The organism is Bacillus sp. AF62 (genome assembly GCF_050312695.1).
Lineage (GTDB): Bacteria > Bacillota > Bacilli > Bacillales > Bacillaceae_G > Bacillus_A > Bacillus_A cereus.
Window position 1 is genome coordinate 201,684 of sequence record NZ_JBNPJZ010000058.1, and the last position, 26,219, is coordinate 227,902.

Below are 26,219 nucleotides of genomic sequence, written 5' to 3' on the forward strand. Positions count from 1 at the left end.
ACAGAGAATAAGTAGTTTTTCCTCTGTTAAGAGTAAGCATGTTTATGAAAAATAAAATTATTTAAAAATAGAGGGCCGACATTATAAACCTGCATTAATAATGTAGAATTGTGATGTCGGCTCTTTATTCATATTGCTTTAAAACTTATTTTCGAGAGGAGGTTAAGTAATGAGAGCGCCATATCAAGTATTGATATTTCCTTATATAAAAACTGCCGATTCTATTCAATATGCCATTTTTAACCGAAGTGATTATGGTTATTGGCAAGGAATAGCTGGTGGCGGAGAAGACGGTGAGATTCCTATTGAATCAGCAAAACGGGAAGCATTTGAAGAGGCTGGTATTACAAGAGAATGTCCATATATACAATTAGATTCTGTGTCTTCACTATCAGTAGAAGATGTAGTTGGAGGATTCCTTTGGGGAGAAGAGGTTTATGTAATAAAAGAATTTTCTTTTGGAGTTAAAGTCCCTACAAAAAACATATCATTATCTAAAGAACACTTCAATTATAAATGGTTATGCTTTGAGGAAGCAGTAACGTTTTTGAAATGGGATAGCAACAAAACAGCATTGTGGGAATTAAACAAAAGACTATTAAAACAATAAAAGTTTTAGCTAACAAAGATAGTATTGGAACAAGAATGGAACCATTAACAAACCTTTGCTACACTTCTAAACAATGTTTTAGATTATAAAATAGAGTAATATAGATTTTGTATAGGTAATTTACTAAGAGAACTTGTACTAAGAAAAGCCCTATACAATTGACTCTGAAAAAATGAAAATAGTTAGAAATATTTTTATATCGTACGGTTTTTGGCTATGAATAACGGAATAGATATTAAGTATTCAACAGTTTAAATAAAACGAGTTAGCTTTTTATTTTAAGAAGAAAGATGACTCGTTTTATGCTAAAATTCGCTTAGTGTATATTTTCGTTAAAATGTGGGTGGGCCCCCTTTTAGCAAAACCGGAGTGGGAATGATGAGTATAAATAGTTTTGTGGGATTGATAAAGGACGAATTATTAAAAGAGGTAAGTATAAGAAGTGAGGATGAATTCGAGCCTGTAGTAGTTAAAGATATTCCTAGACTTTGGAAGTGTTTAGGAACAGGTAATTATGCCGCAGTATTCATGCACAAAGAATACAAAGATTGGGTAGTGAAAGTTTACGTGCGAGAAGGAGAAGGAATTGAAAAAGAGTCAGAAGTATACCGAAGGATTGGAGATCATCCTTCTTATTCAAAGCTTATATATAAAGGAGAAAATTTCATAGTATTGAAACGTTTAAAAGAAATTACCTTATACGATGCTATTCATAAGGGAATTAAAATTCCTAAGCAAGTAATACTTGATATTAATGAGGCTTTAGAGTATGCGAGGGAACAAGGGTTAACTCCTTGTGATGTTCACGGGAAAAATGTGATGATGGAAAAAGGAAGGGGATATGTAGTCGATGTATCTGATTTCTTAAAAACAAAAGAAGATAGTAAGTGGAGAGACCTAGAAAAGGCATATTTCACCTTTTATTTTCCTTTCATTTATAAATTGCCTTTCCCCGTTAAAATACCGTATTTTATGTTAAACATTGTTAGACGTTCGTACAGAAAATATAAGAAGCTTAAAAAGAACTTCAAATTATAAAAGGATCACATATGTTCCTGAAAACGATTTGAATTCACATAAATAACTTTAGAAAAATTTAAAATTTTGTTTAGGGTCTACTTCAAGACCTTAGCTTGCTGGGCATATGGTGCTACCTCAAAATATAAAAAAATTAGGAGTGAATCCTAATCTTTTTATTTATACATATTTTTGTTATGAATATCACTATTAATTCCAAAACGGGATATTTTGAATAAATGAAACCGTCAAAATAAGTGTTGATACGGAACCAGCAGTTACTAAAGTTACTATTTTTCGTCCATTCTGTTCTTTTGAAGGTTTTATAAGTTCTGTAATTAACACAATCCATATTATGATAGAGATTATTGAAATAATATTTATAGACATATGTAACACATCCCTTCTTGTTTTCACATAAATATTTCTTCTTTTATAAAATAAAAGCAATTTAACAAGAAAATATGTAACGCATTACAAATCAATATTTTCCTGTTAAACCACCTTTTTTAAATAGAAATACGACTGATAAAACGATAACAACAGCCTTCAAACTTCCCCAATATGGATAAATAGCATGATCTGTTAGACTAGCATATTGAAAAATATTCTCTAAACCGAAAATTCCTATCATGACTGCTAAAATGAATGAAGCTGATCCATACGTCCCGTTATGATAGAGGGTAAATAAATAGACTGCGAAAATTAGTGGTAAGATGATTTGTAGTACGATTATCATAGTTCGTCCCCCATATTATTTATAATTATATTATATACAAAATTGTAATAAAAAGGAATACGACTTATTTGATACTAACAGAACTACTCTAATCATATTCTTCTATAAAAAGAAGAAAAAGGGGTGTACAGTTAATTGACAAAAGTTAAAGTTAGTTTACGACCCATTGTTCATAATATAAATTTACCAACCGTATTGAAAACAACAATACTTCCAGGCGAATCGACCGAAAGACTATTTATCGCAACCCAATTAGGAGAGATTTTTTACATAGGGAATGGAGTTATAAAGATATTTTTAGATATTCGTCACCTAATTATTAAATTAGGTACATTTGAAGAAGGTGTTTCTAGTAGCGGTTATGATGAACGCGGATTGCTAGGACTTGCGTTCCATCCACAATTTTATCAAAATAGGTTATTTTATCTACATTATTCAGTAGCCGGAACTCAAGGGCCAGGTGCACTTTCTGAACAATTTAAACCTAATCCTTGTGACCCTAAAACATTAAATTTAAAGTGGGTTAATAGAAATACGCAATATGATCACATTGATACTGTGGAAGAATGGACTTTACAACCTAATGGTCAAGCTCAAAAGCGACGAACATTACTGAATGTAAGAAGACCATTTTTTAATCATAACGGAGTCAATAGTTTAAACTTTTCACCTGAGACTGGAAAACTTGTTTTTACAAATGGAGATGGCGGATCAGGTTATGATCCATTTAACTTAAGCCAAGATGATTTAGAAATAGCAGGTAAAATAATTGAAATCGATGTAAGTAAAAATACATTTATAAATAACCCTCCTGTAGTTACACGCTTCGATGAACTTCCTTTATCTATACAAGAAACACTTACAGTAATTGCAAAAGGAGTACGTAATATAACCGGCATTTCATTTCAAAGGTTTTATAATCAATATATCAAATACGCCGGAAATGTCGGACAAGATATTGTAGAGTCTATTTTTTCATTTGTTCAATATAAACCTATACCGGTTACAGAACTTGTTCAAATGCATTTTATGAGGCTCACTCCCAATCAAGATGGGTTTATCAATTTTGGTTGGAGAGGATGGGAAGGGGATTTACCTACTTCTTTTATACGGCATTGTTCCGAAAATCAGACTTTGGATGAAAGAACAATGACTTATTATGATGAAACAATACAAACTTCAGCGAGGCGTATTCTGCCTCTACTTAGTTATTTTCATCAAGATTCCAGACCCGATAAGTTTGGAGGAACTTCCCTTACAGGAGTTCAGCCATATATGGGAAATGCAATTCCAAATTTAACAGGTAGCGTAGTGTTTACTGACCTTGCTAAGAAAGAAGATTCTCGACCGCCAGTTAAAGGTGTTTTAGCATATACTAGAGCAGGTACAGACGGTAAACATGCTGATTTTCATGCTATTGAAACCAATTATGATTTTGGTACGCAAGCAGCTTATTATATGAGTTTAGGAACAAATTTGAATCAAACTAAATTATATTTAGGAGTTTACGGTTCTATGAAAGTAACTGATTTTAATAAAGGTACCATTTTTGAAATTATCCCTTAATACGATACAAATTATCAGTCTAAAAATATAATATAAGGAATTCATTCTGTTCCCAAAACGCACGACTTAACTTATCCCCCTAAAAATCTTCAATGTATGAGCATCTATTAACTTGCAGAAAGTAACTCATAAACCGTATGTGTACGAATAATATAGAAAGTAATGAATGAGGTATCTTTAGGGGGTATTTTAATGAATCGGTTTGTACGTTATTGGTATCAACTGATGATAGAGCATGATACAAGCTTTGTTCATAAAAGGAAATTGTCCCTTGCGAATAAATTAGTACTTACAGCTTTGATGAGTGCATTGGCTACCATGTTTCAAGCAGCGGGGAACTTAATTCCTGGTATAGGTTTGCTCATTAGTCCATTTTCGACATTACCGATTTTTTTTGCTATTTTCTATTCTATTCGTGAGGGAATACTTTCTTATATTCTTACTATTCTTCTATTATTTATTATTGAGCCCAGTGAACTAATTGTTTTTCCTTTTACTACAGGCTTATTAGGTCTAGCCTTAGGGGTATCCTTTTTAAAATTAAAGAACAGAATTTGGATTGTTTCTTTTTCAGCAACTTGTCTACTTATAGGTATTATGATCGTTCTCGATGTTTTCCGCTTTCCGGTACTTGGTCCTGCTGTTCATACAACTATGGATATAAAAATTATTTTATTGATATTTATACTGAGCTTTCTATACTGCTGGATTTATGCAGGTTTTTGCAGAATAATGATGAATAGATTATGTAAAGTGTTGTATTGACAATGGCATAATGAAGATTGGAGAATGCATTCATGACTAACGTTGCAGTTAGAAGACCGAATTTGAATGATGTAGATGAACTATATTTATTTTTCCGTATCGTTATTACGAATACATACAAAAATGAAGGATTGTCACAATTATTGGATGACATAGAAAATGAAATTAACTCAAAAAAGCGGTATTTGAAAAGTGATTTTGAAAGTAACGGAGAAAGTCGTTACTTTTTATTAGCGATTGATACAAATAACGATAAAATCATTGGAACAATTGAAGTTGGTCCAGCAAGTACATTGATTAATAGTTGTACAGGTGGTGTACTTAAGGATTTGTATGAAATAGGAACTGTATTTATACTTCCAGAGTATCAAAGAAAGGGTATCGGGAGTTTACTGCTACATACAATGTTTCTTACGTTACTTAGCAGAGGAATAACAGAATTCTGTTTAGATAGTGGATACAGAAAAGCGCAAAGTATATGGACAAAGAAGTTTGGAGAGCCTAGTTATGTACTGAAAGATTATTGGGGAGAATCAAGTGATCATATGATTTGGAAGAAGAGTTTACATGATACACCTATAATATTTGAATTATAAAATGAAATATACCTATGAACGTAGCTTTTCTTACATATGTATGCTATTATTTATCTTTATAATAAAAGAGGACGTGAATGAACTTGATTAAAATTAGTATCCCTGAAGTTGATGTTACAATTACTGAACGTAAACAAGTTATTAAAGGAGACGAGCCAATCATTACTCCAATTAATGGATTTATCGATTTCCACTTGTTCCCTAGAGATAAAGGCGGCATTTTTATGTTTTACAATATTAATGACGAACTACTTTTCGTAGGTAAAGCTCGTAAAATTAGACAACGTATTAAGAAGCATTTTGAAGATAATGTTTCACCAATTAAAAATCACCGTGATGAAGTATACCGCATTGATGCATGTATCGTAGAAGATCCAACAGAAAGAGAAATTTACGAAACGTATATCATTAATGAATACAAAGCGAAATATAACGTTGATAAAGTATTCTACAAATAATCAACATTAATAAAAAACAATCCTAGCTAATATGCCAGGATTGTTTTTTATTTAGATTTATTCTTCATATCTTTCTCCTTTTTTCAAATGATTAGCCACAATAAAACAGAATATCCCTATAAATATAAGTACAATACCAAGCGTTTTATGTTTTCCCTCAAAGAAAGGAATATCTGAAATAACATTTGTCATACATAGTCCTAAAAATACAAGGATAGGGCCCATCCAAAGTAATACATTACCGAATTTTGTGTGCTTCCACATAATAACCCTCCTTAATTCTCTTTACATATATATCCATAAACGAAAAGTAAATTCATAGAGAAATATAGTTTTTTTCATATCGAAAATTTAACCCTCATATATTGGTACAAGCAAAAGAGAAAGGAGACCATCATGAATTGGTTAGAAGCTTTCATATTAGGTATAATTCAAGGTTTAACAGAATTTTTACCAATCAGTAGTACCGGACATCTTTATTTAGGAAGGCATTTATTTCAATTAGATGAAGCAGGCTTATTTTTAGATACGATGTTGCATATTGGGACTTTACTTGCAGTGTTTATTTATTACAAAAAAGAATTTATATATTTAATTAAAAACCCATTTTCAAAGCTCATGTTATTACTTATTGTTGGGACGATACCTGCAGTTGTTATTGGTTTATTGTTTAAAGACTTCTTTGAAGATATTTCAAAAACAGGAATCACGATCGGTTGGGAGTTTTTAGTGACCGGATTCTTTCTCTACATGGCAGATAAACAAAAGAATGGTCGTAAAAAAATGGGTGACATAACATATAAAGACGCATTAATTATCGGTTCATTTCAAGCTGCTGCTATTTTTCCAGCCATTTCCCGTTCTGGAATGACAATTGTCGCTGCATTATGGAGAAAATTAGACCGTGAAACTGCTGCTTACTTTTCTTTTTTACTGTCGACACCAGCTATTGTTGGAGCTATCATTTTGCAATTTGCAGACGTTTTTCAAGGGAAAGCAGAATCTATTTCTAGTACATCTTTAATTGTCGGAACGTTATCAGCAGCGTTTTTTGGATACATAGCCGTTTCATGGATGATTCAATATTTAAAACGTCACTCCTTAAAAGTATTCGCGTATTACGTATGGGGATTAGGTATTTTAATTTTAACGTTGCAATTTACTGATGTATTTTAAGTATAATGATAAAGAAGTTAATTAGTTTAAGATCCTGTTTCATTCATACAAGGCAGGATCTCTTTTTATTAAGGGGGAAAATATGTTTAATAAGGCTATCGTTATTGGTGGAAGTATGGCAGGAAAGTTTGCAGCAAAAGCATTATCAACTTTTTTTAAAGAAGTAATCATTTTAGAAGTCGGTGAAAAATGGGATGGAAAAGCTTCAAGAAAAAGAGTTCCACAAAGTAATCATCCTCACGTGTTATTAAAAGGTGGAGAAAAAGCAATTGAAGAATTGTTTCCTACTATTACGAATGAATTAATAGAAGCGGGTAGTATTATAAACAACTTTACACGTGATTTGAAATGGCATCAATTCGGTCTATGGAAACAACCGTTCATAGGGGAAGTACATATGATTCAACAAAGTCGTCCTTTACTAGAATGGCATATTCAAAAACGAATACATCAGATTTCAAATATTACTATTAAATATGAAACATTGGTTAAAGGGTTATTGGTAGATGAAAAGCTTAACAAAGTGTGTGGAGTAAAAGTTAAATATTTAGAGACAGACATACAAGAAGAAGTTCATGCAGACCTTGTAGTTGATGCGAGTGGATTTGGCTCAAAAAGTATAGAGTGGTTACGAGAATACGAAATTGAAGTACAAGAAGAGAAAGTTCGTATTGATTTATTTTACGCAACGAAAATGTTCAAACTTAAAGAAAATGAGAAATTAGACTGTTGCAATGTGCTAATGTCTCCGAGTTTCCCTGATAACCCTTATGGCGTTCTTATTCAAACGATAGAAGATAATCGTTATTTTGTTACTTTCAGTGGATACGCAAACGAGAAAGCACCACAAACAGATGATGAGTTTTATGATTTTGCTGAAAACCTATCAATTTCTAATGTTACAGACTTCCTAAACAAGGCTGAGGGAATTACTGATATAAAGACATACAAAATTCCCTATCAAGTACGCCGGCGATTTGATTTAGTGAATAATGTACCAGAAGGCTTATTAGTTGTTGGAGATGCGCAATGTCGTTTTGATCCCGTTTTCGGCCAAGGCGTATCAGTTGCTGCTATGGAGGCTCACCAGTTGCAATTACTTCTGCAAGGTAGAAAACAACTTGATAAAACATTTACACAACAATTTTATAAAAAGGCAGCTAATATAATAGAAACCCCATGGGATATGACAACAACGGAAATATCACGTCATCCGCAACTAAAGAGAGAATTAACTACAAAACAAAAATTTCAGCTATGGTATACGAAACAAATATATCGACTATCCGCAAGTAATTCTGATGTTTATATTCGGTTAGTACGAGTGATGAATTTAATTCGTAGTCCATTTCATCTTTTTCATCCGAAAGTGCTACTATCTGTATTACTTAATCGAAAGTAATAGCAGGAATATAATTGATTAAAAAAGAATGTATAACAGTTAGTAAATCTAGAAGGAGAATACGGGATGGAAATATACATAGAGCAACTAAAGAAACAAGATGCTAAGGATTTATTTACGTTTGAACTTACGAATAAATATTTTTTTGAAACAATGGTACCAAATCGTGGCTCAAAATATTTTGAATTTGAATATTTCCAAAAACTACTAGACGATTTATTAATAGAACAAGCAGATGGAGATTCTTATTTTTATTTAATTCGTAATGAAGAAAAAGAAATTGTAGGGCGAATTAATTTAGTAGATATAGATACGGAAACTCGAATTAGTTCTCTAGGGTATCGGGTCGGAGAAAAATTTACTAAAAAAGGAGTTGCTACAGCAGCCGTAAAATTAATTTTAGATGTAGCGAAAAAGAATGAAATTACTGAAGTTCATGCTAAAACAACTACTAATAATCTCGCATCACAAATTGTACTAGAAAAAAGCGGATTTTCTTCTTATCAAAACGAATCAGATATAACATCTGTAGAATTAAATGGAGAACATGTGAAGTTTGTACACTATATTTGGAGAAATACTTCGCGCTTATAATAAGGAGGACTTATTCATGAATGATTTACGTTATCCAATTGGCCAATTTACATACAAACGTCCTATAACTGAAGAAATGATTGATACATGGATTCAAGAAATTGAAGATTTACCTCATGAACTAACAAAGGCAATTAAAGATTTAGATCAGAAGCAGTTAGATACACCATATCGCGTTGGAGGGTGGACTGTCCGTCAAGTTGTTCATCACGTTGTTGATAGCCATATGAATAGCTACATACGCTTTAAATTAGCACTGACAGAAAAGAATCCAACTATTAAGCCGTATAAAGAAGAGAAGTGGGCAGAGTTACCCGATTCAAAATTACCGGTAGATGTTTCACTAGTAATGCTAGATTCATTACATAAAAGATGGGTTAACCTTTTATATTCTCTAGAAATTGAAGATTTAGAAAAGACATTTAACCATCCTGAAACTGGTGAAACAAAACTTGCTGTTGCAATAGGACTATATGCATGGCATGGTCGTCATCATACCGCTCATATTACCTCGTTAAGAAAGCGACTTAATTGGTAACATGGAGATTACATTAGAGAAGGCGACAGAAAGTGATGCAGAAGTTATATTTCAAATGCAAATAGACTCATTTAGCCCTTTATTACATTAATATAAAGACTATGAAACAAATCCAGCAAATGAAACTATCGAAAAAAATATTTGTAGAATAAATCATGTAGACGGTGGCTTCTATAAAATAATAGTGCCAATGAATCTTGTTGGAGCGATATGCATTTCACAAAAAGAAACACCCTCTAAATTTTGGATCAGTCCAATGTTTATTCACCCGAGTTATCAAGGAAAAGGAATTGCCCAAAAGGTACTTACATTAATTGAGGAAATGTTTCCTGAAGCAACGAGCTGGGAACTTGCTACTATTTTAGAAGAAGAGAAAAATTGTTTTTTGTATGAAAAGATGGAGTATAAAAGAACAGAAGTTATAAAGAAATTAAATGCTGAAACTACACTTATTTATTACAAAAAAGAAAGGTAAAGCATATAAAATACGCTTTACCTTTTTATGTTATTTTAGATTAAAAATACAAAAATAATGTATGTTCTTCCAAAATACTCGGGTTAGTAATTTTAAAAATGAATAAAAATACAAAAACCACTACTTTGTCGTAAAGGTTACTAACGCTTTTTGAATGCTTAAAATACTATCGTCACCTTTAAATTCTTTCGTAATTGGATCCTCCATACTAGACACCCAAATTTTAAGTTCTGCATCTAAATCAAAATGCCCAGCCGTTTCGATGCTATATTGTGTAATACTTTTATAAGGAATAGAATGGTATTCTGTTTTTTTGCCAGTTACTCCTTGTTTATCTACTAAAATAAGACGACGATTTGTAAATACGATTAAATCACGAATTAATTTATAAGCATGCTCTACTTTTTCATCGTCTAGCATAATCTTCTCTAAATCACGTTCTACACTTTCAGAACTCGTATTTGATGCATTTCCTAAAATACCGCTAAATAAACCCATATTAAATTCCTCCTTTAATATATGTGGAATGAATTACTTATATTGTAACATGTTACTCACAAAGATATTATGACATTACTTTAGTAGTTTCTGGTTATTGTTGTAATTAGTTTATATAACCTCATCTTAAAATCTTATGCTAATATGAAATTAAGAAAAAAGAAGCAGAGGGATATAGCATGAAGAATATAGGTTTAGTATTAGAAGGCGGAGGAATGAAAGGTTTATATACTGCAGGTGTACTCGAATATTTCATGGAAAAGAACTTATTCTTTCCGTATGTAGTCGGCGTATCAGCTGGAGCCTGTATGGGAGCAACTTATTTATCACGTCAAAAAGGGAGAAATAAGAAAGTAAATACAGAGCTAGTAGCAGATCACCGTTATATATCTTATCGAAATTTGATTCGAAAACGCGAATTATTCGGAATGGATTTTTTATTTGATGAAGTACCTAATAAAATTGTACCATTTGATTTTCAAACTTTCTTAAAATGTAATGAACAGTTTGTCATAGGGACGACTGATTGCGAATCAGGACAAGCCATTTATTATAATAAAGCAGAACACGGAAATGATATTTTAAAAATCATTCGCGCCTCAAGCTCTGTACCGTTTATAGCACCTGCTGTAGAATATAATAATCGAAAATTATTAGATGGAGGGATTATAGACCCTATACCAGTTTTGAAAGCCCAAAAGGATGGTTATGAAAAGAACGTTGTCATTATGACAAAGCCAGAAGGATATGAGAAGCAGCGAAATAAATTTTCAGGCCTGGCTAAAATTTTATATAGAAAATATCCGAAAATCGCAGAGAATTTAGTAGACCATTATCGTTTTTATAATGAGACGATATCTTATATGAATCGAGAAGAACAAAAAGATAATTTTTATGTAATTCAACCAAGTGTACAGCTTCCTATAAGCGGAATAGAAAGAAATAAGGAAAAGCTCGTTAATCTATATAATCTTGGGTATATAGATGCTCAATATCATTATGAAAACTTATTAAATTGGATAGGGAAATAAAGGGGTGGAAAGTTGAAGTTAGGAAAACGAATTATTTTTAAGGAATTGCAGAAAATGCATAGTCCACTTCATAAACCGTTTCCTTATCGTGCTACAGCAAAATTGCAGCGAGACTTAAAAAGTAAATTTACCGAAGATGACTGTATAAACGCTGATTTTAATCATTATTGGATGCATACAGCAGCTACTTTAAATTCTGTACTAAATGGAAACGAACAGAACATTACGTTTCAACAAATAAAGTGGTTAAGAAAATCGTTTTTTGAGTGGTTTCCGCAATATCGTTTTCTAGAAACAGAAATTGTGAATTATCCCATTTTGTATAGAGATTTCATAAGTTATGAGAAGACCAGGAAGCTATTACTTTATTACCTTACTGAATAAAAGCGAAAACGTACAGGTTACATTACTTGTACGCTTTTTTGTTCATAAAACATTCAATATTAACAACTAGTTTATATAGGAATTCTAATGAGAAGAAAGAAGTACATATAATAGAATGATACAGGGGAGGAGAGAGGAATAGCTGTTTTACTTTAAGTTATTGTCCAACTCGAATACAGTTAGTTATTTATGTTAAAATATTTCGAGTGAAATCAAGCTTTTAAGGATTTCATTAAACATTAAACAAAACAAGTTAGCAACGTAGAAGGGATAACATTAACATGAAAAACGTATCAAATATAGATAAAGTAGAATCAATAAAATCTTTACAGTCAACAATTAGTAAACTTGAAAATGCCTTATCACAGATGACTCAAAAAGGATCAAATACTACTTTAGTGAAAAAAAGACTCAAAGCAGCTAGTATCGGCTTAGCTATGTTAGAAAGTGTTTGGAAGCAAGAAACTCATTATTATACTCAGGAAGATTTAGCAGAAGCTCGTAATGTTCTAATTGGTTTGCTTCCATCAATTGAAAAGATTTACGTTAAGTCAAAGCTTGGGAGTCCTCAAAGAACGCTTTTAGAAAGAAGAATAAAATCATTAGAACTTTCTATTCAGGCAATTGATTATTTTTCTAATAAATAACTTCGCTAAACAAATAACTTACGACTACTTTTATATAGGGATTCTAATGAAAAAAACTACATATAGAATACTACAAAGGAGGAGAGGTGACTACAATAATCAGTCCTAAGTTAGAGAAGCTTAAAAATTAATTAAAGAATGGAAACAAAAAAGCTCTTTATACTTTTTTGCATGAAATAAAGTCAAATCACACGCCACTAATAGAACAATGCCCTGCAGATAATCAGTATAAGCTTATAACGTATATATGGTTAGGGGATCAAAACACTGAAAACGTTTATGTATTCGGTAGTTTTCCTGGTTGGGATTTGTCTGTAAATCAATTACAACGATTGTTACAGACAGATATTTGGTATGTAACGTTTAGGACGGATAAGAGTTTTATTTCAACGTACTATTTTTCAGTAAACGATGTTTTCGAAAATGATTGGATAAAGCGTAGTGAACAGTACGAAATAGACCAATTTAATCGAAATACATTTGGAGAAGGTACCAATAAAGCGTCTGTGTTAAACATAGGAATGGAGGTGCAATATAGCAGTCGTTTTCCTTCAAATGATTATCCATCCGGAAAGATTGAAACATATTCTTTTTATAGTTCGATTTTAAATAACACACGCAAAATTCATATTTATACGCCTCATGATTATTCTCACACTTCACATCTTCAAGAACTTCTCATTGTATTTGATGGGAATTCATTCATTAATGACCTTTCAATCACAAAAACACTTAATTATTTAATTTACGAAAAAGAAATCCCATCGTATATTGCTGTTGCTATAGATCCTGTCGATCGATTAGAAGAGCTAACTTATAACGATAAAATGAATGCATTTTTAACGAAGGAATTACTTCCGTGGATTCAAGCTAAGTATCACGTTTATCAAGAAAAGAATCATATAACAATTGCTGGTTTCAGTCTTGGTGGCTTAGCAGCTTTTTATGCAGCACTTCAAAATCCACATATTTTCGGAAATGTGTTGTCACTGTCTGGATCCGTACATTGGAAAAAGGATAATTATGAAAATACAATTCCTTGGATTGAAAATCAAATTTCATCAATATATTCTAATGCGACTCATCTACATTCTTACATTGCAGTTTCTTACATTGCAGTAGGTGAACTCGAAAACGAACCTCTTTTAACGGCTAATAGACGGCTATATAAAGCTTTAGAAGAAAAGAAACGCCCAAACCACTTACGAAGAGTTTCAAGGCGGACATGATAGCGTATGGTGGCGAGAAAAGCTATTCGATGGATTAAGGGCATTAGAATTTACAAAAACGACATTAGAAAATAAAAAGGAGAGAGAATCTATGAATCAAGAAGAACTAGATAAAAAACTAAAAAAACAAGAGATTTTAGTAAAAGATGAGAAAGTTTGGTCTTATACGTATGAGGATCATATTAGTTCTATCGTTAAACAAGCAGAACAGAAAGGAGCTTTTGATAATTTACCTGGTAAAGGGAAACCTCTTAATCTTGATAAAGATCTTTCTTACAATCCTGAAAAGCAACTTTATAGAACTTTAGCAAATAATCATGTTTTACCTAGGTGGATTGAGCTTTCAAAAGAAATTGATGATTTAAAAGAAAAACTAAAAGAAAATACAAATACTGCAGAAGCAGCGGACTTAATTCGAACTATTAATAAAAAGGTTTTAGAACATAATCTACTTTGTCCACCAAGCGCGCAAAAAATGAGGGTGAAAATGGATTTTTAACGATTTTCAATTAAGCTATCGCTTGCTATATAATTAAGTTAGGCATTTTCAATTCATTACTAAAGGGAGGCAAATGTAGTGAAGAATACGTATCAACTTCAAATTCCGAAAGAACTAGAACAGTATCGTAGTATTTTAGAAGAAAGTGTGAAACCGTATGTTAAAGTGTCTGGAACGCAAGCAGAGACAACGCTTTTTGAAAGTAAGTTTGGTGGATATCCGTATTTACCTATAGATCAAGAGCATCCTAAAGACTCAAACGGACAACCTATGATGTTACTTGCGCAGTTAAACCTTGAAGAAATACCAAACATTGAACATATGCCTCAACATGGAATGTTACAGTTTTTCATAAGTGCTGAAGAAGATCTTTTTGGAGCAGATTTTGATCATCCCACAAGCCAAAAAGACTTTCGAATTGTTTATCATTCTACAATCACAGCGGATTTAACTAAGGTGATTACTGATTTTAGTTATTTAAACACTTTAGATTTAGAGAATTTTATCATACCCAAAGCAGCAAAACTAAAGTTTGAGTTGGCATATCAACCAGTAACACCAAGAGATTATCGATTTGAAATGATTTTTAGTGATAACATTGATTGGGAAGAAATTGTTGATGAAGAAAATAATACAGAATTAGGCGAACTGTATGATGATTTATGTAAGGATCAAGGACATAAAATTGGTGGTTATCCATTTTTCACACAGACAGATCCAAGGGAATGGGAAGAAAAATACCAGCAACATGACATATTATTGCTGCAAATCGATACAGACGATTCATTAAATATTATGTGGGGCGATTCTGGGGTTGCTAATTTCTTTATACGTAAGGAAGATTTGTTAAATCTAGATTTTTCCAATGTCATTTACAATTGGGATTGTTACTAGAAGATATAAATAAAATAATAGCAAACAAAAAATCTTCCTGAAGGTGAGGAGGATTTTTTTATGTTAAAAATAAGCGTTATGTTAACTAGAATAAAAAACAATGAGTGTAATGAAAGTCAAGTCTAAATAACAGAAATAACAACAAATTTCTTGCCAATCAAAAATGTTTTTAATTCGTTAAATCTTAAGCGATTATTGATTAAGATTTGCTGTGATGAATTTATAACAAATAAAAACGATAAAAACTGAAGAAATTTGTTTAGATAAGATTTCATGTGAATCTCACTAAAAATCTCTGTTTCGTCTCATTAAGTATAGTTTACTTGGTTTTTGATACCTGATATTACTTTGTTTCTACAACTGCCTATAATATATATTATGTTAACTGGATAAAAGTAATAAACTTATTATATGTTAGTGTAGATTGTTACGCTTCCCTTTTCATCGGATTCATTCTGTGTAATCGATTGTGTGCTTATTTGTTATTGTTGTTTTATGAGTTGTTGATGATAATGTCTCCAGATATAAATTATATTTAAGACAATAAAAAATGCAATTCGTTTTAAATGAACGCATTAAACGAATTGCATGGATATGATTCATAATAAGTTTTTAAAATTAGTTTGCTACAGCAATTGCTTCAATTTCAATTAATAAGTTATCGTTAATTAACTTTCTAACTTCGACAGCTGAACTTGCTGGTGGATTTTTAGTATCGATGTATTGATCTCGAATATCTCTAACAATGGCCATCTGAGAAATATCTGTTAAGAAAAATGTTAATTTGACTACATCATTAAATTTTAATTCCGAAGTTTCCAATGCACTATTAATATTTTCGAATACTTGTCGCGTTTGTGTAGCTAAATCGTCAATTCCAACTATTTGACCGTCAGTGTTAATCGCTACTTGTCCAGATATGTAGATTGTGTTTGCAATTTCGTTAAGTATAGATAAGTCTGTTGATTTAAATACAGGGATAAAAGGTTTTGAATTTTGATATAAACCTAATTTTTCGTAAACTATATTTAAATGTAAATCTATTTGTCTATCTGTTGCTACGTAACCTTTTACTAATTGCTTTTTCTTATAATTAATATCAGTATTAGTGTTTTGAAAATATTCTTCAAATGTTTCGTTACCTGCTGTTATTAAATTTAATGTTGAATATCGAGCATTTCCATAAAGACCAATTTGAACTTCTCCTAAATCTAAATACGTATTACCATACATCACGAAAGCCTCTTTATCTGTTAGTTCTTGTTCTTGAATAGCATAATAATATCTTTTCTTATTTCTTAAAGGTCGTTTCTTTTTTTAATAGTTTTCTTCAATATAATTTATTTGTCCAAAATCTAATAACACACTACTATACAGTAACAGACTATACGATTCTTTAGATAAATGATTAAACGTGTCGTTTCTTTTTGAAATAGATTCAATTTGATTTGAATGATCTTCAATGATCTTAAGTGTTGGTTTAATTAGAGGTTCACAAAGGTTATAAAGCCTTTTTCCTTCATAAGCTGTATGTAATATATTCTCCGGACTATTATTAGTGAGCATTTCATATTCCCTCCCTTACTAATAAATTCATTGTAAAATCTATGTATTTATTAAGTTCTATAAACGAAAATGAGTGTCCTCTAATAATCGCAAATTTAATCCCGAATTAAAAATCTTAGCATAGATATACTAAGGTTTCTTGCATTTTTATAATGAATGAATTCTTTCATAGTCTTTTTTAAATTGATTATCATTTTTTAACCAACTTTTAAAAGTTGGTTCCTTTATTTCTAAAATGGAACAAGTTTTAGCGATACATTTATTTTTCATATATTCCTTAAGGAAATTTTGTTTTCTCTGCTTAACAGCAGCTTGAGTTCTTTTTAGCTTTCGATCTTTTAATTGATCTAGACTTAGACTTTCTTTCTGAAATTCTTCATATTTTCTATGCAGATAAATATCTTTGTCTTTATAAATCCACTTTGAAAATAGTTGTATTGGTTTTCTTCCGGTTAAAATGACGCGATAATGTTTATTTTGATTTAGTAAATCGGCTGGTAAATTATGATTTTGTAGTACCTGATTTAAAGAATTCATAAAGTTATATGATCCTCCTACAAAGCTTACTGTATAAGTTTCATACTTGACGTAACCATCCCCATCAAAATATCCACGAACAAAATGATGCAAATATTCTTCTGGTACAAAAGGAAATTCGATGTTAAATGATTTACATGGCATAATTCCGTGTATGTTCATAAGGTCGTCTTTTATTGTTTTGCTATTAATATTTAGCATGTATACGCCTGTTTTTTTGTTTTGATAAAGTGGCTGGTTTGTTTTTAGTTCTTTTTTTATATTTTCTAAAATATAACTTTCTTTTTGAGATATACTGACACATTGATTTTCTTTCTGTATAACACCATCTGCTGCTATAAACCCTAAAATATAAGCCATGTTATTTGACCACGTTTTAAAATAATTTTCTGTTATGTCATACTTTCTCTTCCAACTCCCTATAGCGCGCCTTGGAACGTTGCTGTCTGATAAAACCATACGAATATACCTTGCAGATACATTAGCAAGTGTAGCTATTTCTGAAGTACTCTTCCCTTCTGCATATTGCTGCGTTATTTCCGATTTTGATAGTTTACATTTTGAGTTCTTTTTTCTTTCTATTTGCACTTACATCCTCTCCTTCCTTTTAATAATTTGAGACTTATCTTCTTCTATAACATACAACGAAACATATGTTCTTTGTTACGTATAAGAAGGAATTTACTAAATAAAAACAATTTACATGTACTTAATATTTGTCTTAGCTGCTGCTGTGCGATTTGTACTTTATAGATACAAATAATGAATTTGACGGATTTATGAAATACAAGGCATTTTAGATGAAAGGTAAAATAATTTAGTTTAAACTAAAAATAGCTACAATAACAACATACGTAAATTGTTAATCGTAAAAAGGAGAACGAATGAATAAGAAATATACAAATCAAATTCATACTGATATGAGTTTTAAACCGAAAGATATTATAAGTTTAATGACAGATTACTTTAAAATAAAATCAAAGCTGCGTCCTATAAAGGATTTGCCTATCGTTTTATCAAATAAAGATAATGAATCGTTAGAGAGTGTTACATGGTTTGGCCATTCTGCTTCTCTTTTGAAAATAGAAGGTAAAAAACTATTATTAGACCCTATGCTTGGAGATGCCTCTTCCCCATTCCCTTTGTTTAATAGTAAACGCTATAGTGGTGCTTTTTCTTTAGAACGTGATGACCTTCAAGAAATTGATGCGATTATCATTTCTCATAATCACTATGATCATTTGAATTACAAAAGTATTATGCAGTTAAAAGGTCGCGCAAAACACTTTTATGTTCCAACTGGAGTTGCACAATATCTTATTAAATGGGGTGTTTCACCTAGTAAAATTAGTGAGCATAATTGGTGGGACGAAATTACGTTTGATAATATTAAGTTAGTATGTGCGCCTGCAAGGCATTTCTCTGGACGTGGTATGACAGATAGAGATCGTTCATTATGGTGTTCATGGCTTATTCTTGGTCAAGAGACTAAAATTTTCTTTAGTGGTGATAGCGGTTATGCCCCTCACTTTAAGGAAATTGGTGATAAATACGGTCCATTCGATCTTACATTAATGGAATGCGGGCAATATGATCCGAGGTGGTCTGCGATTCATATGTTGCCTGAAGAAACGGTACAAGCTCATATTGATGTTAAAGGAGAATTACTTCTTCCGATTCATTGGGGTGCTTTTACGTTAGCATTACACGAATGGAGTGACCCGATAGAACGTGTTACGAAAGAAGCTAACCGTTTAGGAGTTAAAATTACAACGCCTCTAATTGGCGAATCTATTACGTTAAAATCTACAAATTATCCTTCATCAGCTTGGTGGAAGGAAATTTAATTTTAAAATATAAAAAGAGCGAATCCTCTTATAAAGAATTCGCTCTTTTTTCTGTATTTAAACTTATTTCACTATATTGGATTTCCCACTATCTAAAACTCTATTTGTTGGTACACTGGACATTTCAACCAGTGTATTCATACTCTTATCAGTCAGTTCAATGAGTTCGTTTTCATGTTTTATTTTATTTAAATCCCACACCATTCCATGAAATTCATTATGCTGACCACTTACCTGTATAATGCTTTTTGTTTTATTTGAAGGCTGTATTTGAAGATTTGTAAATTGATTTCCACTAATTTCATTTGGCGTAGTTACTTGACTATCCATATAAATCATATTTACACAGTCTTCTAAAGAAAAGTTCATAAAACGATTGGCATTTATCCAAGCTTGTCCGGTGCTCGGTTTTTTCGCTACTAATTTTAGTCCGGTTTCCATTCCTACAATTTTAATGTTTTCGAAGTTAACAAACGAAATTTCATTTTCTTTTCCAGCAGAGTATAAAGAAATTCCGGTACCTTTATTCGTTTCCGTCCAATTAATAATATTTATATCTTTTATTTGTGTTTTGTTCCAAGTGTTATAATATTTATTTTTACCGTCTAAATAAATAACTTCAGAGTTAAATTTAGGATCGTCAATAGCTATATACGCTCCTTCAATGGATGCGTTTTTCTCTAGTTCTAGAACTCTAAAGTTTCCCTCAACCACAAATTGTGATCCATAACCAAATAATAATTTCACACCTTTTTTAACAGTGATTGGTGACGTGATTTTATACTTTTTATCATCAAGCAATACGGTTTTTATTTTACTAGACGCTGCTTTATTAATAGCAGATTGTATTTTTATTGAATCATTTGCCCCTTTAAAGTCTTCTACATACAAGTTAGTACTTTTAGCTGCATAGTCTTTTTTGTTGTATTGATAAAAAGCAAAAATAATTAAAACTATACCAATGAGTAAAACAATTACTTTCTTCATCGTACTCACCCCATATCGATTAATCTATGCTTTTATATTTAGGTTATTATTATTTTGCTTTGTATTTCAGATTACCATTGCTGCTTTGTCTATGATTGAATTATATTATGTAGGATTTAGTAAACTGTTTGCTATACTAATACATCATTCTTATAATGTATTAATTTATGATTTCATAAAACAAAAGTCTGCTTGTACCTAATGTAATCCCTTCCTCTATCCCTAATAAGCTCTTACTAGTGATATAAGATGTACTGCTGCAGATTGCTCTCCTGCTTCAATCAATATCGGTCTCATAGAACCACCAAAGCTTAAAGTAATCGTTTCTTCTTTTATTGCTCTTAAAGCATCAACCATAAAACGCCCATCGAAAGATATATTTAATTGTTTTTCACCTTGAATCGCATCTATTTGTTGCGTTTCGGATATTTGCCCAATTTGAGAAGCGTTTGAAGAAATTTTAATTGTAGATTCGTTTATGATTTCTAAGTTAACATTGTTATTGGCCCATTCACTTGCTAATAAACTTGATCGGTCTACACCTTGTAATATCTTTTTTCTATCTATGTTAATAATCGTTTTAAAGTCGTTCGGAATAAGATTAGAAATATTAGGATATTTACCTTCGATTAGTCTTGAATATAATGTAGTAGTTCCGAGCGTAAATATAATATGACTCTCTGAAAGATAGATATATACGAATTCTGAATTGCTGTTCATTAATTTTAGAAGTTCACTAATGGTTGCGCTTGGTACAATACAATTTGCTTTTACATCTGAGGAAAGCAATGTTTCACGTATCGCTAGTCTATGTGAGTCAGTTGCAGCACAAATTAACTTATTATTAGATAACTCTATATGCACCCCAGTAAGAACAGGTCTAGATTCATTTTTCGCTACCGCAAAGACTGTTTGTTTAAATACTTCAATCAATTGCTCTGTCTCTACTTTGATTTCTGCATGATTGTCTATAAGCGGTACATTCGGAAACTCATCTGCAGGAAATCCATTTAAACTTAATGTGATTTCTTCTGATTGTATCGTAATTAATTGCTCATTCTTACTTTTTATTGCTATATCACTTGGCATTTTCTTTATTATTTCAATGAAATACTTTGCAGGTACAACAATAGTTCCTGCCTTTAAAATAGTTGCAATCTTTTCGTCTTCAATTGAAACAGGAATGAATTTTTCGATAAAAATATTCGAGTTACTTGCGATTAAAGTAATTCCAGATTGATCTGCAGTTATTTTTATACCAGATAATATAGGAATTAAAGATTTTGTTGATATTGCTTTACTTACTTCTGAAAGTGCTTGAGTGAATTGTTTGTAATTAACGATAAACTCCATGTTTTCCCCGCCTTACATGAGATAATATTTTTATGAAGATTGATGAACGATTGTTCCGTTAAAAAAATAATGATCTCTTTCCTCAAAAAAGGCTTCGCTGATAGAACAAATCCCGTTTACATTTATATGTAACCCTGTTTCTTCTTTTACTTCTCGAATTACTGCTTCTTCTAACGTTTCTCCTAATTTAACTGCGCCACCTGGTAATGTATAATAAGAACCATTTTCCCCTTTGTTTTTTACCATTAAGATCTTTTCGTTTGTTTTATCGTATAAAAGTGCATATGTAACATTTACTTTTTTCATATGTACCTCCTCTATTTTTAATAAAAGGAATTTTCTGTCTTCTATTCATTTTACCATTAACTCCTTTTAATATATATAAGTTAGTTAAGTCTTGCCTTTACCAGTATTGGTGGAATTAATAAGAATAGGCTACTGATATAAAAAAAGAACGTACCTTAGGAAGATTATCCAAAGTACGTTCTTGCAGTTTTAGAATAAAAATTGATTCAATTAATACTGAAATTAATAATAACCTCGCCCTTATTGCATGTGTATTCCAAATACTAATGTTAACAAATTCTATATACTTTTTAGCCGTTTTTCTAAATAATAATGATTATGTCCTTTCGGATGATCTTCACTTACTCCGATTACTTTATATCCATGCTTCTTATAAAAATCAGGTGCCTGAAAACTAAAAGTATCTAAATTGATTAACCTGCACTCTTTTTCAATTGCAAACTCTTCAATAAGCTTTATTAACTTGCTTCCGTAACCTTCATGCCTATATTCTTCAGAAACCCATAGAAAGTCAACGTGTATATGGTGCCTAAAAGTTATTGCTGTTACCCCACCTACTATTTCTTCTTTTTCATTTCTTACTATGAAACTAACCTTTTCTGAAGGTGTTTTTTCTTCACCTGCAAGATATTTTTGATTGTATTCAATTACTTTCTCTCTTATGTAATCACTATCTTCTTGTACCCACTGCTGTACTATTTTCATTTTAAGTGTCACGCTCCTTTTTACTTATCTATTCAATTTTAAAATGATATTGTCCTGTCTTTAATGAGTTAGTAAAGAAGCAAAGTTAATGGAATAAAAAAGAGCCCTAGTATGAGGACTCTTTTTAAAATTAAGCTACTTTCCGATGTAAATGTTTTAGTTCCTTTTTCTTTTCTACATTTGGTGGACGGATTAATATTGAAATAATGAAGGAAATAACACTTAAAACACCGATTATAATGAAAGTTGGTTGAAATCCCCCGAGTATCGCTCCAATAAATGATCCTGCAAGCGCACCAAATCCAAAACCTTGGTAGACAATCCCGTAATTTGTACTATGGTTTTTTAATCCAAAGAAATCTCCGACAATAGCTGGGAATATAGTTATATTACCACCGAAGCAAAAGGCGACACTTGCTACACAAGCAAAATAGATTTCGTAATTTAGCGGAATAAAACTTAAAGTAAAGACTGACAAACCTATAATAATAAAAGTTGCAGAGACAATTTTCATTCGGCCGATTTTATCTGATAACGTCCCAAGAATGATTCTACCTACTGTATTAAAGATCGCAATCATAGCAACGGCGTTTGCAGCGGTTGCTGCGCTAAGTCCAACAAGTTGTACGCCGATATCTTTTACCATACTGATTAAATACAAACCACCCATACACGAGGTGAATAACATAAAAAATAGCAGATATACTTGTTTCGTTCGCATCATTTCACGCGGAGTATAGTCATTGTGTAATGTTTCAGTTACAGCATTACTTACAATTGCCTCACGTAAGAAGAACGATCCGATTAACACTAAAAGTAACACGATAATACCCCAATATAAAAATGCTTGTGATACACCAAGCTTATCGATAAGATTTCCGTTTATATATCTAAAGATTAAGCTGCCCATTCCATACGCTGATACAGATATACCTGAAATAAGCCCTTTCCGATTTGGAAACCATTTAATTAAATTAGATAGTGATGTAATATAAGCTGTTCCATCCGCATAACCAACAACGACACCAGCTAATAAATATAATAGTGGTAAAGAAGAAACTTGTGAACTAAGTATTAAGCCGAGTCCTAAAACAATTCCTGCAGTAGCAATAAGTTTTCGAAGTCCTAATTTTTTCTGCAACTTGGCTGCAAATAAAGTTGAGAATGATAAAGAAAAACTAGTTATGGAGAAAGTTATCGCTACTGAATTAAGATTCCATCCAAACTTACTTACAAGGGGTTGATTAAATAAACTCCATGTATAAATTGTTCCAAGGCCAATTTGAACAATGATTGTACCTAGAACAATTAGTAACGGATTTATAGAAGTTTGTTTCATACTAACTGTCCCCTTCTTTTATCTTGACATGAATTTTCACAGTTAGTATATCCATCATAAATTGCAAGATACTGTACGGAAAATGGTAATTAAGTTCATATACACAAAAAGACACTTCATAAAGAAGTGCCTTTTGCAGGTTATATCAGATATTTCTAAAGAAAGCTTTGTTAAGATAAGACATTTTCAAATGCTTATGTATATATGTTATCAAATAATTTCTTAAATGTTATGAGACTTAAGACGTATTTTTCATTCATCATATAGTCGGATGAAAAATTAATATTCGATTTCATCAAAATCTTTCGGCTGCGGTACAGTTTGCATATTAGCTGCATCTTTAGGATCGCTATAAATTGCATTTTGCTCTGTATTTACATCTTTTATATTTTGCTTTTTATTTTTGTTCACTTTATCTTTCATTTTCAATCACTCCTTTTTGTTATAGGAGTAATTATGCCCTATTACCGGTACTAAATGTATCAGCGACTAAATTACTAAATTCACGTAAATAATATAAGTAATTATCACCACCGTAGTTATATCTTTTATTATACATTTTTGCAACAACTACATTATATTCAGGTATTACTAAAATGGTCGGTCCAGTAATCCCTAATATTTGATATGACCCTTTTGGAACACGTTCACCAAGTTCGCTTAATTGCGCAGGCTCATTTTGGATGAACCAAAACAATCCATTTTGTGGTAGCTCTTTGTTTATATATGTTGGACTCTGCAAACTCGTAGCGATTTTTATAACTTCTTTTGGAACAATTTGTTTACCATCTATCCCACCTTGATTTAAATGAAGATTGCCCCACTGCGCAAATTCTCTAGCTGAGACAAACAAATTTTTTTCAGTACCGTCATCTACCGTACCAATTTCACTAATTGCGTCTTCATTTGGATTATTAACAACGTCAACTAAATTTTCATCTCGCTGAACTCTCCAACCTGTTTCTTGAAAATTAGCAGGTTTAAACACACGCTCCTTTAACAATTCAGGAAAACTTTTGTTATATAGCTGATAAATAAGACGTGTCATCATTCTTACATTAATATCTCTATACGCCCATGATTGTCCCGGTGCAAATTCACGAAAAATTGTCCTGTCATTCGTTTCTTCTAATCCGTGCGAATGTGTTACTAAATGTCTTATCGTCGTTTTACTAAGCAATGCAGGATCAAAGTCTTTAAAATATTTTATCGCTTCATCATCAATAGAGTTTATTTTCCCCTCATAAAGCGCATACGCTATCATTAATCCTAAATAACTTTTTCTAGCAGAAGCAACGTTAAATTGTGAAGATGCTGTTAATCTCTTGGTTGTAGATGTATTTGAGTGATAACCACTATAATGCTCTAGTACGATTTTATTATCTTTTATAATACAAAGTGCTGTAGCAGAACTATGATTTTTTTCTTTTATATCCTCTACCCAAGAAATCAACTTATCATATGTATACAAATAAATCCCCCTTAATACACATCAAAATTACAGCATGAAAGAAAAGTGCAAAATAGTTTTTACACCTTTCTTTCATATAAAATAACTTGGATTTTCTATACTTAAATAATCCACCAGTTCCAGCAATTAAAGCAACTGAAACATCCTGCGCATCCTATACATCCGCCGCAACGACCTGCACAACCACCACATCTACCGCCACATCCGCCGCAACGACGTGCATCGTCTTGAATGTAATAGTATGGATATTGACTTTGTTGTTGATCCCAATACACAACATTGCCAGTTTGATAATCATTAAGGTTTAATGATTGTAGTTCTTGTTGAAACTGATTCATTATGAAACCCTCCATTTATAAATGTAAATTCCGTCCAAACATTAAAGTTAATAAATTCTTTTAAACAAAGTAGAAACAAGACTATAGACTAAATGCGTACATCAACAAAATATGAACTTACACTAGGTGATGTACCTTGTTTTTCAGCCTATTTTCTTTATATTCATTCGATGGACGTATTTACTATAAATAAAGTGATTTAAAAATTACTAATCCAACAATTTAGGAGTTCATCATTTAACTTACTTTCTAGTAATTCCTTTACTAAAGGCATTGGCATGATTTCATAATGATTTAAGGCTTCTTTATTATAAGCTATCCAGTGAAATGCTAAATGAGACTCGCTAGATTTCGGTGTTAAGTCCGTATGTAAATCTTGTGACTCTACTTCAAAAATGTGGTTAATTTCATGATGAAGAACTTCTTTATCTTGCCATTGATTTTCTATGACGCCTAAAAATTGTTGTATACTACAGTTTACTCCAAGTTCTTCTCTTAACTCTCTTTTTAATGCATTCTCTGCTGATTCTCCAATTTCAACATGGCCACCAGGTAAAAAATAATGATGGCCGATATATTCAGCAACTAATAATTTTTCATCTTTTATCATGACTGCTCGTACAATATGATGAAATTTACTTTTCAATTGATA

30 protein-coding genes and 3 pseudogenes are annotated in these 26,219 nt (G+C 31.6%); 17 read left to right on the forward strand and 16 right to left on the reverse strand.

What is annotated here, in order from left to right; all coding sequences use genetic code 11:
• Positions 1-169 precede the first annotated feature (169 nt).
• Both ACQRBL_RS13055 and ACQRBL_RS13060 read left to right on the forward strand, forming a co-directional pair.
• On the forward strand, positions 170-610 hold the full coding sequence (locus ACQRBL_RS13055; RefSeq protein ID WP_001202588.1) for an NUDIX hydrolase: 441 nt from the start codon (positions 170-172) through the stop codon (positions 608-610).
• Positions 611-988: 378 nt separating this feature from the next.
• The gene (locus tag ACQRBL_RS13060; protein WP_000026522.1) at positions 989-1,648 is read left to right on the forward strand and encodes a serine/threonine protein kinase; all 660 of its coding nucleotides are present in this window, start codon (positions 989-991) and stop codon (positions 1,646-1,648) included.
• Positions 1,649-1,837: 189 nt separating this feature from the next.
• Here ACQRBL_RS13060 and ACQRBL_RS13065 read toward each other — a convergent pair whose 3' ends face one another.
• Both ACQRBL_RS13065 and ACQRBL_RS13070 read right to left on the reverse strand, forming a co-directional pair.
• Entirely contained in the window at positions 1,838-2,017 is a 180-nt protein-coding gene (locus ACQRBL_RS13065; RefSeq protein WP_000026312.1) for a hypothetical protein, read from the reverse strand.
• Positions 2,018-2,108: 91 nt separating this feature from the next.
• Positions 2,109-2,366 carry a hypothetical protein gene (locus tag ACQRBL_RS13070; protein ID WP_000587696.1) on the reverse strand — a complete coding sequence of 86 codons (258 nt, stop codon included), beginning with the start codon at positions 2,364-2,366 and terminating at the stop codon, positions 2,109-2,111.
• Between the two features lie 135 nt (positions 2,367-2,501).
• On the opposite strand from ACQRBL_RS13070, the gene ACQRBL_RS13075 reads away from it, so the two are divergent.
• From ACQRBL_RS13075 to ACQRBL_RS13090, 4 genes are all read left to right on the forward strand, one after another.
• Positions 2,502-3,932, forward strand: a complete 1,431-nt coding sequence (locus ACQRBL_RS13075; protein WP_000169996.1) for a PQQ-dependent sugar dehydrogenase — start codon at positions 2,502-2,504, stop codon at positions 3,930-3,932.
• A gap of 192 nt (positions 3,933-4,124) precedes the next feature.
• Positions 4,125-4,697, forward strand: coding sequence for a hypothetical protein (locus tag ACQRBL_RS13080; protein ID WP_411995542.1), 573 nt, complete (start codon positions 4,125-4,127; stop codon positions 4,695-4,697).
• Positions 4,698-4,729: 32 nt separating this feature from the next.
• The gene (locus tag ACQRBL_RS13085; RefSeq protein ID WP_000185964.1) at positions 4,730-5,293 is read left to right on the forward strand and encodes a GNAT family N-acetyltransferase; all 564 of its coding nucleotides are present in this window, start codon (positions 4,730-4,732) and stop codon (positions 5,291-5,293) included.
• 77 nt (positions 5,294-5,370) lie between these two features.
• The gene (locus tag ACQRBL_RS13090; protein ID WP_001048947.1) at positions 5,371-5,751 is read left to right on the forward strand and encodes a nucleotide excision repair endonuclease; all 381 of its coding nucleotides are present in this window, start codon (positions 5,371-5,373) and stop codon (positions 5,749-5,751) included.
• 57 nt (positions 5,752-5,808) lie between these two features.
• On the opposite strand, the gene ACQRBL_RS13095 is transcribed toward ACQRBL_RS13090, so the two are convergent.
• The gene (locus ACQRBL_RS13095) at positions 5,809-6,015 is read right to left on the reverse strand and encodes a hypothetical protein (RefSeq protein WP_000265470.1); all 207 of its coding nucleotides are present in this window, start codon (positions 6,013-6,015) and stop codon (positions 5,809-5,811) included.
• A gap of 132 nt (positions 6,016-6,147) precedes the next feature.
• Between ACQRBL_RS13095 and ACQRBL_RS13100 the strand changes: the two genes are divergently transcribed.
• From ACQRBL_RS13100 to ACQRBL_RS13120, 5 genes and pseudogenes are all read left to right on the forward strand, one after another.
• Positions 6,148-6,927: an undecaprenyl-diphosphate phosphatase gene (locus tag ACQRBL_RS13100; RefSeq protein ID WP_001104276.1), complete on the forward strand. Its 780-nt coding sequence runs from the start codon at positions 6,148-6,150 to the stop codon at positions 6,925-6,927.
• Between the two features lie 82 nt (positions 6,928-7,009).
• Positions 7,010-8,329, forward strand: coding sequence for an FAD-dependent monooxygenase (locus ACQRBL_RS13105; RefSeq protein ID WP_000482039.1), 1,320 nt, complete (start codon positions 7,010-7,012; stop codon positions 8,327-8,329).
• Between the two features lie 66 nt (positions 8,330-8,395).
• A complete protein-coding gene (locus ACQRBL_RS13110) occupies positions 8,396-8,923 on the forward strand; it encodes a GNAT family N-acetyltransferase (RefSeq protein WP_000409246.1) in 528 nt (175 codons plus the stop codon).
• 16 nt (positions 8,924-8,939) lie between these two features.
• On the forward strand, positions 8,940-9,461 hold the full coding sequence (locus tag ACQRBL_RS13115; protein WP_000999062.1) for a YfiT family bacillithiol transferase: 522 nt from the start codon (positions 8,940-8,942) through the stop codon (positions 9,459-9,461).
• Position 9,462: 1 nt separating this feature from the next.
• Positions 9,463-9,936: pseudogene (locus tag ACQRBL_RS13120) on the forward strand (GNAT family N-acetyltransferase).
• A gap of 120 nt (positions 9,937-10,056) precedes the next feature.
• Here ACQRBL_RS13120 and ACQRBL_RS13125 read toward each other — a convergent pair.
• Positions 10,057-10,434, reverse strand: coding sequence for a PH domain-containing protein (locus tag ACQRBL_RS13125; RefSeq protein ID WP_000522472.1), 378 nt, complete (start codon positions 10,432-10,434; stop codon positions 10,057-10,059).
• Positions 10,435-10,613: 179 nt separating this feature from the next.
• On the opposite strand from ACQRBL_RS13125, the gene ACQRBL_RS13130 reads away from it, so the two are divergent.
• The 5 genes and pseudogenes from ACQRBL_RS13130 to ACQRBL_RS13150 all read left to right on the forward strand — a co-directional run bounded on the left by ACQRBL_RS13130 (position 10,614) and on the right by ACQRBL_RS13150 (position 15,118).
• Complete coding sequence (locus ACQRBL_RS13130; RefSeq protein ID WP_023522107.1) at positions 10,614-11,465, forward strand: patatin-like phospholipase family protein; 852 nt, start codon at positions 10,614-10,616, stop codon at positions 11,463-11,465.
• A gap of 12 nt (positions 11,466-11,477) precedes the next feature.
• Positions 11,478-11,849, forward strand: coding sequence for a YxiJ-like family protein (locus ACQRBL_RS13135; RefSeq protein WP_000765936.1), 372 nt, complete (start codon positions 11,478-11,480; stop codon positions 11,847-11,849).
• Positions 11,850-12,130: 281 nt separating this feature from the next.
• On the forward strand, positions 12,131-12,496 hold the full coding sequence (locus ACQRBL_RS13140) for a hypothetical protein (RefSeq protein ID WP_023522106.1): 366 nt from the start codon (positions 12,131-12,133) through the stop codon (positions 12,494-12,496).
• An 86-nt stretch (positions 12,497-12,582) separates the two neighbouring features.
• Positions 12,583-14,224: pseudogene (locus ACQRBL_RS13145) on the forward strand (DnaJ family domain-containing protein).
• 78 nt (positions 14,225-14,302) lie between these two features.
• Positions 14,303-15,118 (forward strand): YwqG family protein, encoded by an 816-nt coding sequence (locus tag ACQRBL_RS13150; RefSeq protein WP_000799810.1) that lies wholly within the window; start codon positions 14,303-14,305, stop codon positions 15,116-15,118.
• 618 nt (positions 15,119-15,736) lie between these two features.
• Here ACQRBL_RS13150 and ACQRBL_RS13155 read toward each other — a convergent pair.
• The 3 genes from ACQRBL_RS13155 to ACQRBL_RS13165 all read right to left on the reverse strand — a co-directional run bounded on the left by ACQRBL_RS13155 (position 15,737) and on the right by ACQRBL_RS13165 (position 17,809).
• On the reverse strand, positions 15,737-16,099 hold the full coding sequence (locus ACQRBL_RS13155; protein ID WP_411995595.1) for a RidA family protein: 363 nt from the start codon (positions 16,097-16,099) through the stop codon (positions 15,737-15,739).
• Positions 16,100-16,435: 336 nt separating this feature from the next.
• Positions 16,436-16,684, reverse strand: a complete 249-nt coding sequence (locus ACQRBL_RS13160) for a hypothetical protein (RefSeq protein WP_000957219.1) — start codon at positions 16,682-16,684, stop codon at positions 16,436-16,438.
• A 147-nt stretch (positions 16,685-16,831) separates the two neighbouring features.
• Positions 16,832-17,809 (reverse strand): LAGLIDADG family homing endonuclease, encoded by a 978-nt coding sequence (locus tag ACQRBL_RS13165; protein WP_001165411.1) that lies wholly within the window; start codon positions 17,807-17,809, stop codon positions 16,832-16,834.
• Between the two features lie 296 nt (positions 17,810-18,105).
• Between ACQRBL_RS13165 and ACQRBL_RS13170 the strand changes: the two genes are divergently transcribed.
• On the forward strand, positions 18,106-19,068 hold the full coding sequence (locus tag ACQRBL_RS13170) for an MBL fold metallo-hydrolase (protein WP_023522103.1): 963 nt from the start codon (positions 18,106-18,108) through the stop codon (positions 19,066-19,068).
• A gap of 63 nt (positions 19,069-19,131) precedes the next feature.
• On the opposite strand, the gene ACQRBL_RS13175 is transcribed toward ACQRBL_RS13170, so the two are convergent.
• From ACQRBL_RS13175 to ACQRBL_RS13215, 9 genes and pseudogenes are all read right to left on the reverse strand, one after another.
• Positions 19,132-20,055, reverse strand: a complete 924-nt coding sequence (locus tag ACQRBL_RS13175; RefSeq protein WP_097983939.1) for a hypothetical protein — start codon at positions 20,053-20,055, stop codon at positions 19,132-19,134.
• 222 nt (positions 20,056-20,277) lie between these two features.
• Positions 20,278-21,408, reverse strand: a complete 1,131-nt coding sequence (dnaN, locus tag ACQRBL_RS13180; RefSeq protein WP_411995541.1) for a DNA polymerase III subunit beta — start codon at positions 21,406-21,408, stop codon at positions 20,278-20,280.
• 57 nt (positions 21,409-21,465) lie between these two features.
• Positions 21,466-21,714 (reverse strand): annotated as a pseudogene (locus ACQRBL_RS13185) (NUDIX hydrolase); the annotation flags it as partial.
• Positions 21,715-21,993: 279 nt separating this feature from the next.
• On the reverse strand, positions 21,994-22,419 hold the full coding sequence (locus ACQRBL_RS13190) for a GNAT family N-acetyltransferase (RefSeq protein ID WP_411995540.1): 426 nt from the start codon (positions 22,417-22,419) through the stop codon (positions 21,994-21,996).
• A 130-nt stretch (positions 22,420-22,549) separates the two neighbouring features.
• Positions 22,550-23,758 (reverse strand): L-lactate MFS transporter, encoded by a 1,209-nt coding sequence (locus ACQRBL_RS13195; RefSeq protein WP_063547444.1) that lies wholly within the window; start codon positions 23,756-23,758, stop codon positions 22,550-22,552.
• A gap of 279 nt (positions 23,759-24,037) precedes the next feature.
• A complete protein-coding gene (locus tag ACQRBL_RS13200; RefSeq protein ID WP_000653680.1) occupies positions 24,038-24,181 on the reverse strand; it encodes a hypothetical protein in 144 nt (47 codons plus the stop codon).
• A 31-nt stretch (positions 24,182-24,212) separates the two neighbouring features.
• Positions 24,213-25,229, reverse strand: a complete 1,017-nt coding sequence (locus tag ACQRBL_RS13205) for a serine hydrolase domain-containing protein (protein WP_097966175.1) — start codon at positions 25,227-25,229, stop codon at positions 24,213-24,215.
• 101 nt (positions 25,230-25,330) lie between these two features.
• Positions 25,331-25,567, reverse strand: coding sequence for a heterocycloanthracin/sonorensin family bacteriocin (locus ACQRBL_RS13210; RefSeq protein WP_127063985.1), 237 nt, complete (start codon positions 25,565-25,567; stop codon positions 25,331-25,333).
• Positions 25,568-25,766: 199 nt separating this feature from the next.
• Entirely contained in the window at positions 25,767-26,213 is a 447-nt protein-coding gene (locus tag ACQRBL_RS13215) for an NUDIX domain-containing protein (RefSeq protein WP_000836831.1), read from the reverse strand.
• Positions 26,214-26,219: the final 6 nt, after the last annotated feature.

Excerpts from the sequence above, each read along its gene's own strand:
- ACQRBL_RS13055 (WP_001202588.1), top strand. The coding sequence starts at position 170 with ATGAGAGCGCCATATCAAGTATTGATATTTCCTTATATAAAAACTGCC.
- ACQRBL_RS13060 (WP_000026522.1), top strand. The coding sequence starts at position 989 with ATGAGTATAAATAGTTTTGTGGGATTGATAAAGGACGAATTATTAAAA.
- ACQRBL_RS13065 (WP_000026312.1), bottom strand. The coding sequence starts at position 2,017 with ATGTCTATAAATATTATTTCAATAATCTCTATCATAATATGGATTGTG.
- ACQRBL_RS13070 (WP_000587696.1), bottom strand. The coding sequence starts at position 2,366 with ATGATAATCGTACTACAAATCATCTTACCACTAATTTTCGCAGTCTAT.
- ACQRBL_RS13080 (WP_411995542.1), top strand. The coding sequence starts at position 4,125 with ATGAATCGGTTTGTACGTTATTGGTATCAACTGATGATAGAGCATGAT.
- ACQRBL_RS13085 (WP_000185964.1), top strand. The coding sequence starts at position 4,730 with ATGACTAACGTTGCAGTTAGAAGACCGAATTTGAATGATGTAGATGAA.
- ACQRBL_RS13090 (WP_001048947.1), top strand. The coding sequence starts at position 5,371 with ATGAACTTGATTAAAATTAGTATCCCTGAAGTTGATGTTACAATTACT.
- ACQRBL_RS13095 (WP_000265470.1), bottom strand. The coding sequence starts at position 6,015 with ATGTGGAAGCACACAAAATTCGGTAATGTATTACTTTGGATGGGCCCT.
- ACQRBL_RS13100 (WP_001104276.1), top strand. The coding sequence starts at position 6,148 with ATGAATTGGTTAGAAGCTTTCATATTAGGTATAATTCAAGGTTTAACA.
- ACQRBL_RS13105 (WP_000482039.1), top strand. The coding sequence starts at position 7,010 with ATGTTTAATAAGGCTATCGTTATTGGTGGAAGTATGGCAGGAAAGTTT.
- ACQRBL_RS13110 (WP_000409246.1), top strand. The coding sequence starts at position 8,396 with ATGGAAATATACATAGAGCAACTAAAGAAACAAGATGCTAAGGATTTA.
- ACQRBL_RS13115 (WP_000999062.1), top strand. The coding sequence starts at position 8,940 with ATGAATGATTTACGTTATCCAATTGGCCAATTTACATACAAACGTCCT.
- ACQRBL_RS13125 (WP_000522472.1), bottom strand. The coding sequence starts at position 10,434 with ATGGGTTTATTTAGCGGTATTTTAGGAAATGCATCAAATACGAGTTCT.
- ACQRBL_RS13130 (WP_023522107.1), top strand. The coding sequence starts at position 10,614 with ATGAAGAATATAGGTTTAGTATTAGAAGGCGGAGGAATGAAAGGTTTA.
- ACQRBL_RS13140 (WP_023522106.1), top strand. The coding sequence starts at position 12,131 with ATGAAAAACGTATCAAATATAGATAAAGTAGAATCAATAAAATCTTTA.
- ACQRBL_RS13160 (WP_000957219.1), bottom strand. The coding sequence starts at position 16,684 with ATGCTCACTAATAATAGTCCGGAGAATATATTACATACAGCTTATGAA.
- ACQRBL_RS13170 (WP_023522103.1), top strand. The coding sequence starts at position 18,106 with ATGAATAAGAAATATACAAATCAAATTCATACTGATATGAGTTTTAAA.
- ACQRBL_RS13175 (WP_097983939.1), bottom strand. The coding sequence starts at position 20,055 with ATGAAGAAAGTAATTGTTTTACTCATTGGTATAGTTTTAATTATTTTT.
- dnaN (WP_411995541.1), bottom strand. The coding sequence starts at position 21,408 with ATGGAGTTTATCGTTAATTACAAACAATTCACTCAAGCACTTTCAGAA.
- ACQRBL_RS13190 (WP_411995540.1), bottom strand. The coding sequence starts at position 22,419 with ATGAAAATAGTACAGCAGTGGGTACAAGAAGATAGTGATTACATAAGA.
- ACQRBL_RS13195 (WP_063547444.1), bottom strand. The coding sequence starts at position 23,758 with ATGAAACAAACTTCTATAAATCCGTTACTAATTGTTCTAGGTACAATC.
- ACQRBL_RS13200 (WP_000653680.1), bottom strand. The coding sequence starts at position 24,181 with ATGAAAGATAAAGTGAACAAAAATAAAAAGCAAAATATAAAAGATGTA.
- ACQRBL_RS13210 (WP_127063985.1), bottom strand. The coding sequence starts at position 25,567 with ATGAATCAGTTTCAACAAGAACTACAATCATTAAACCTTAATGATTAT.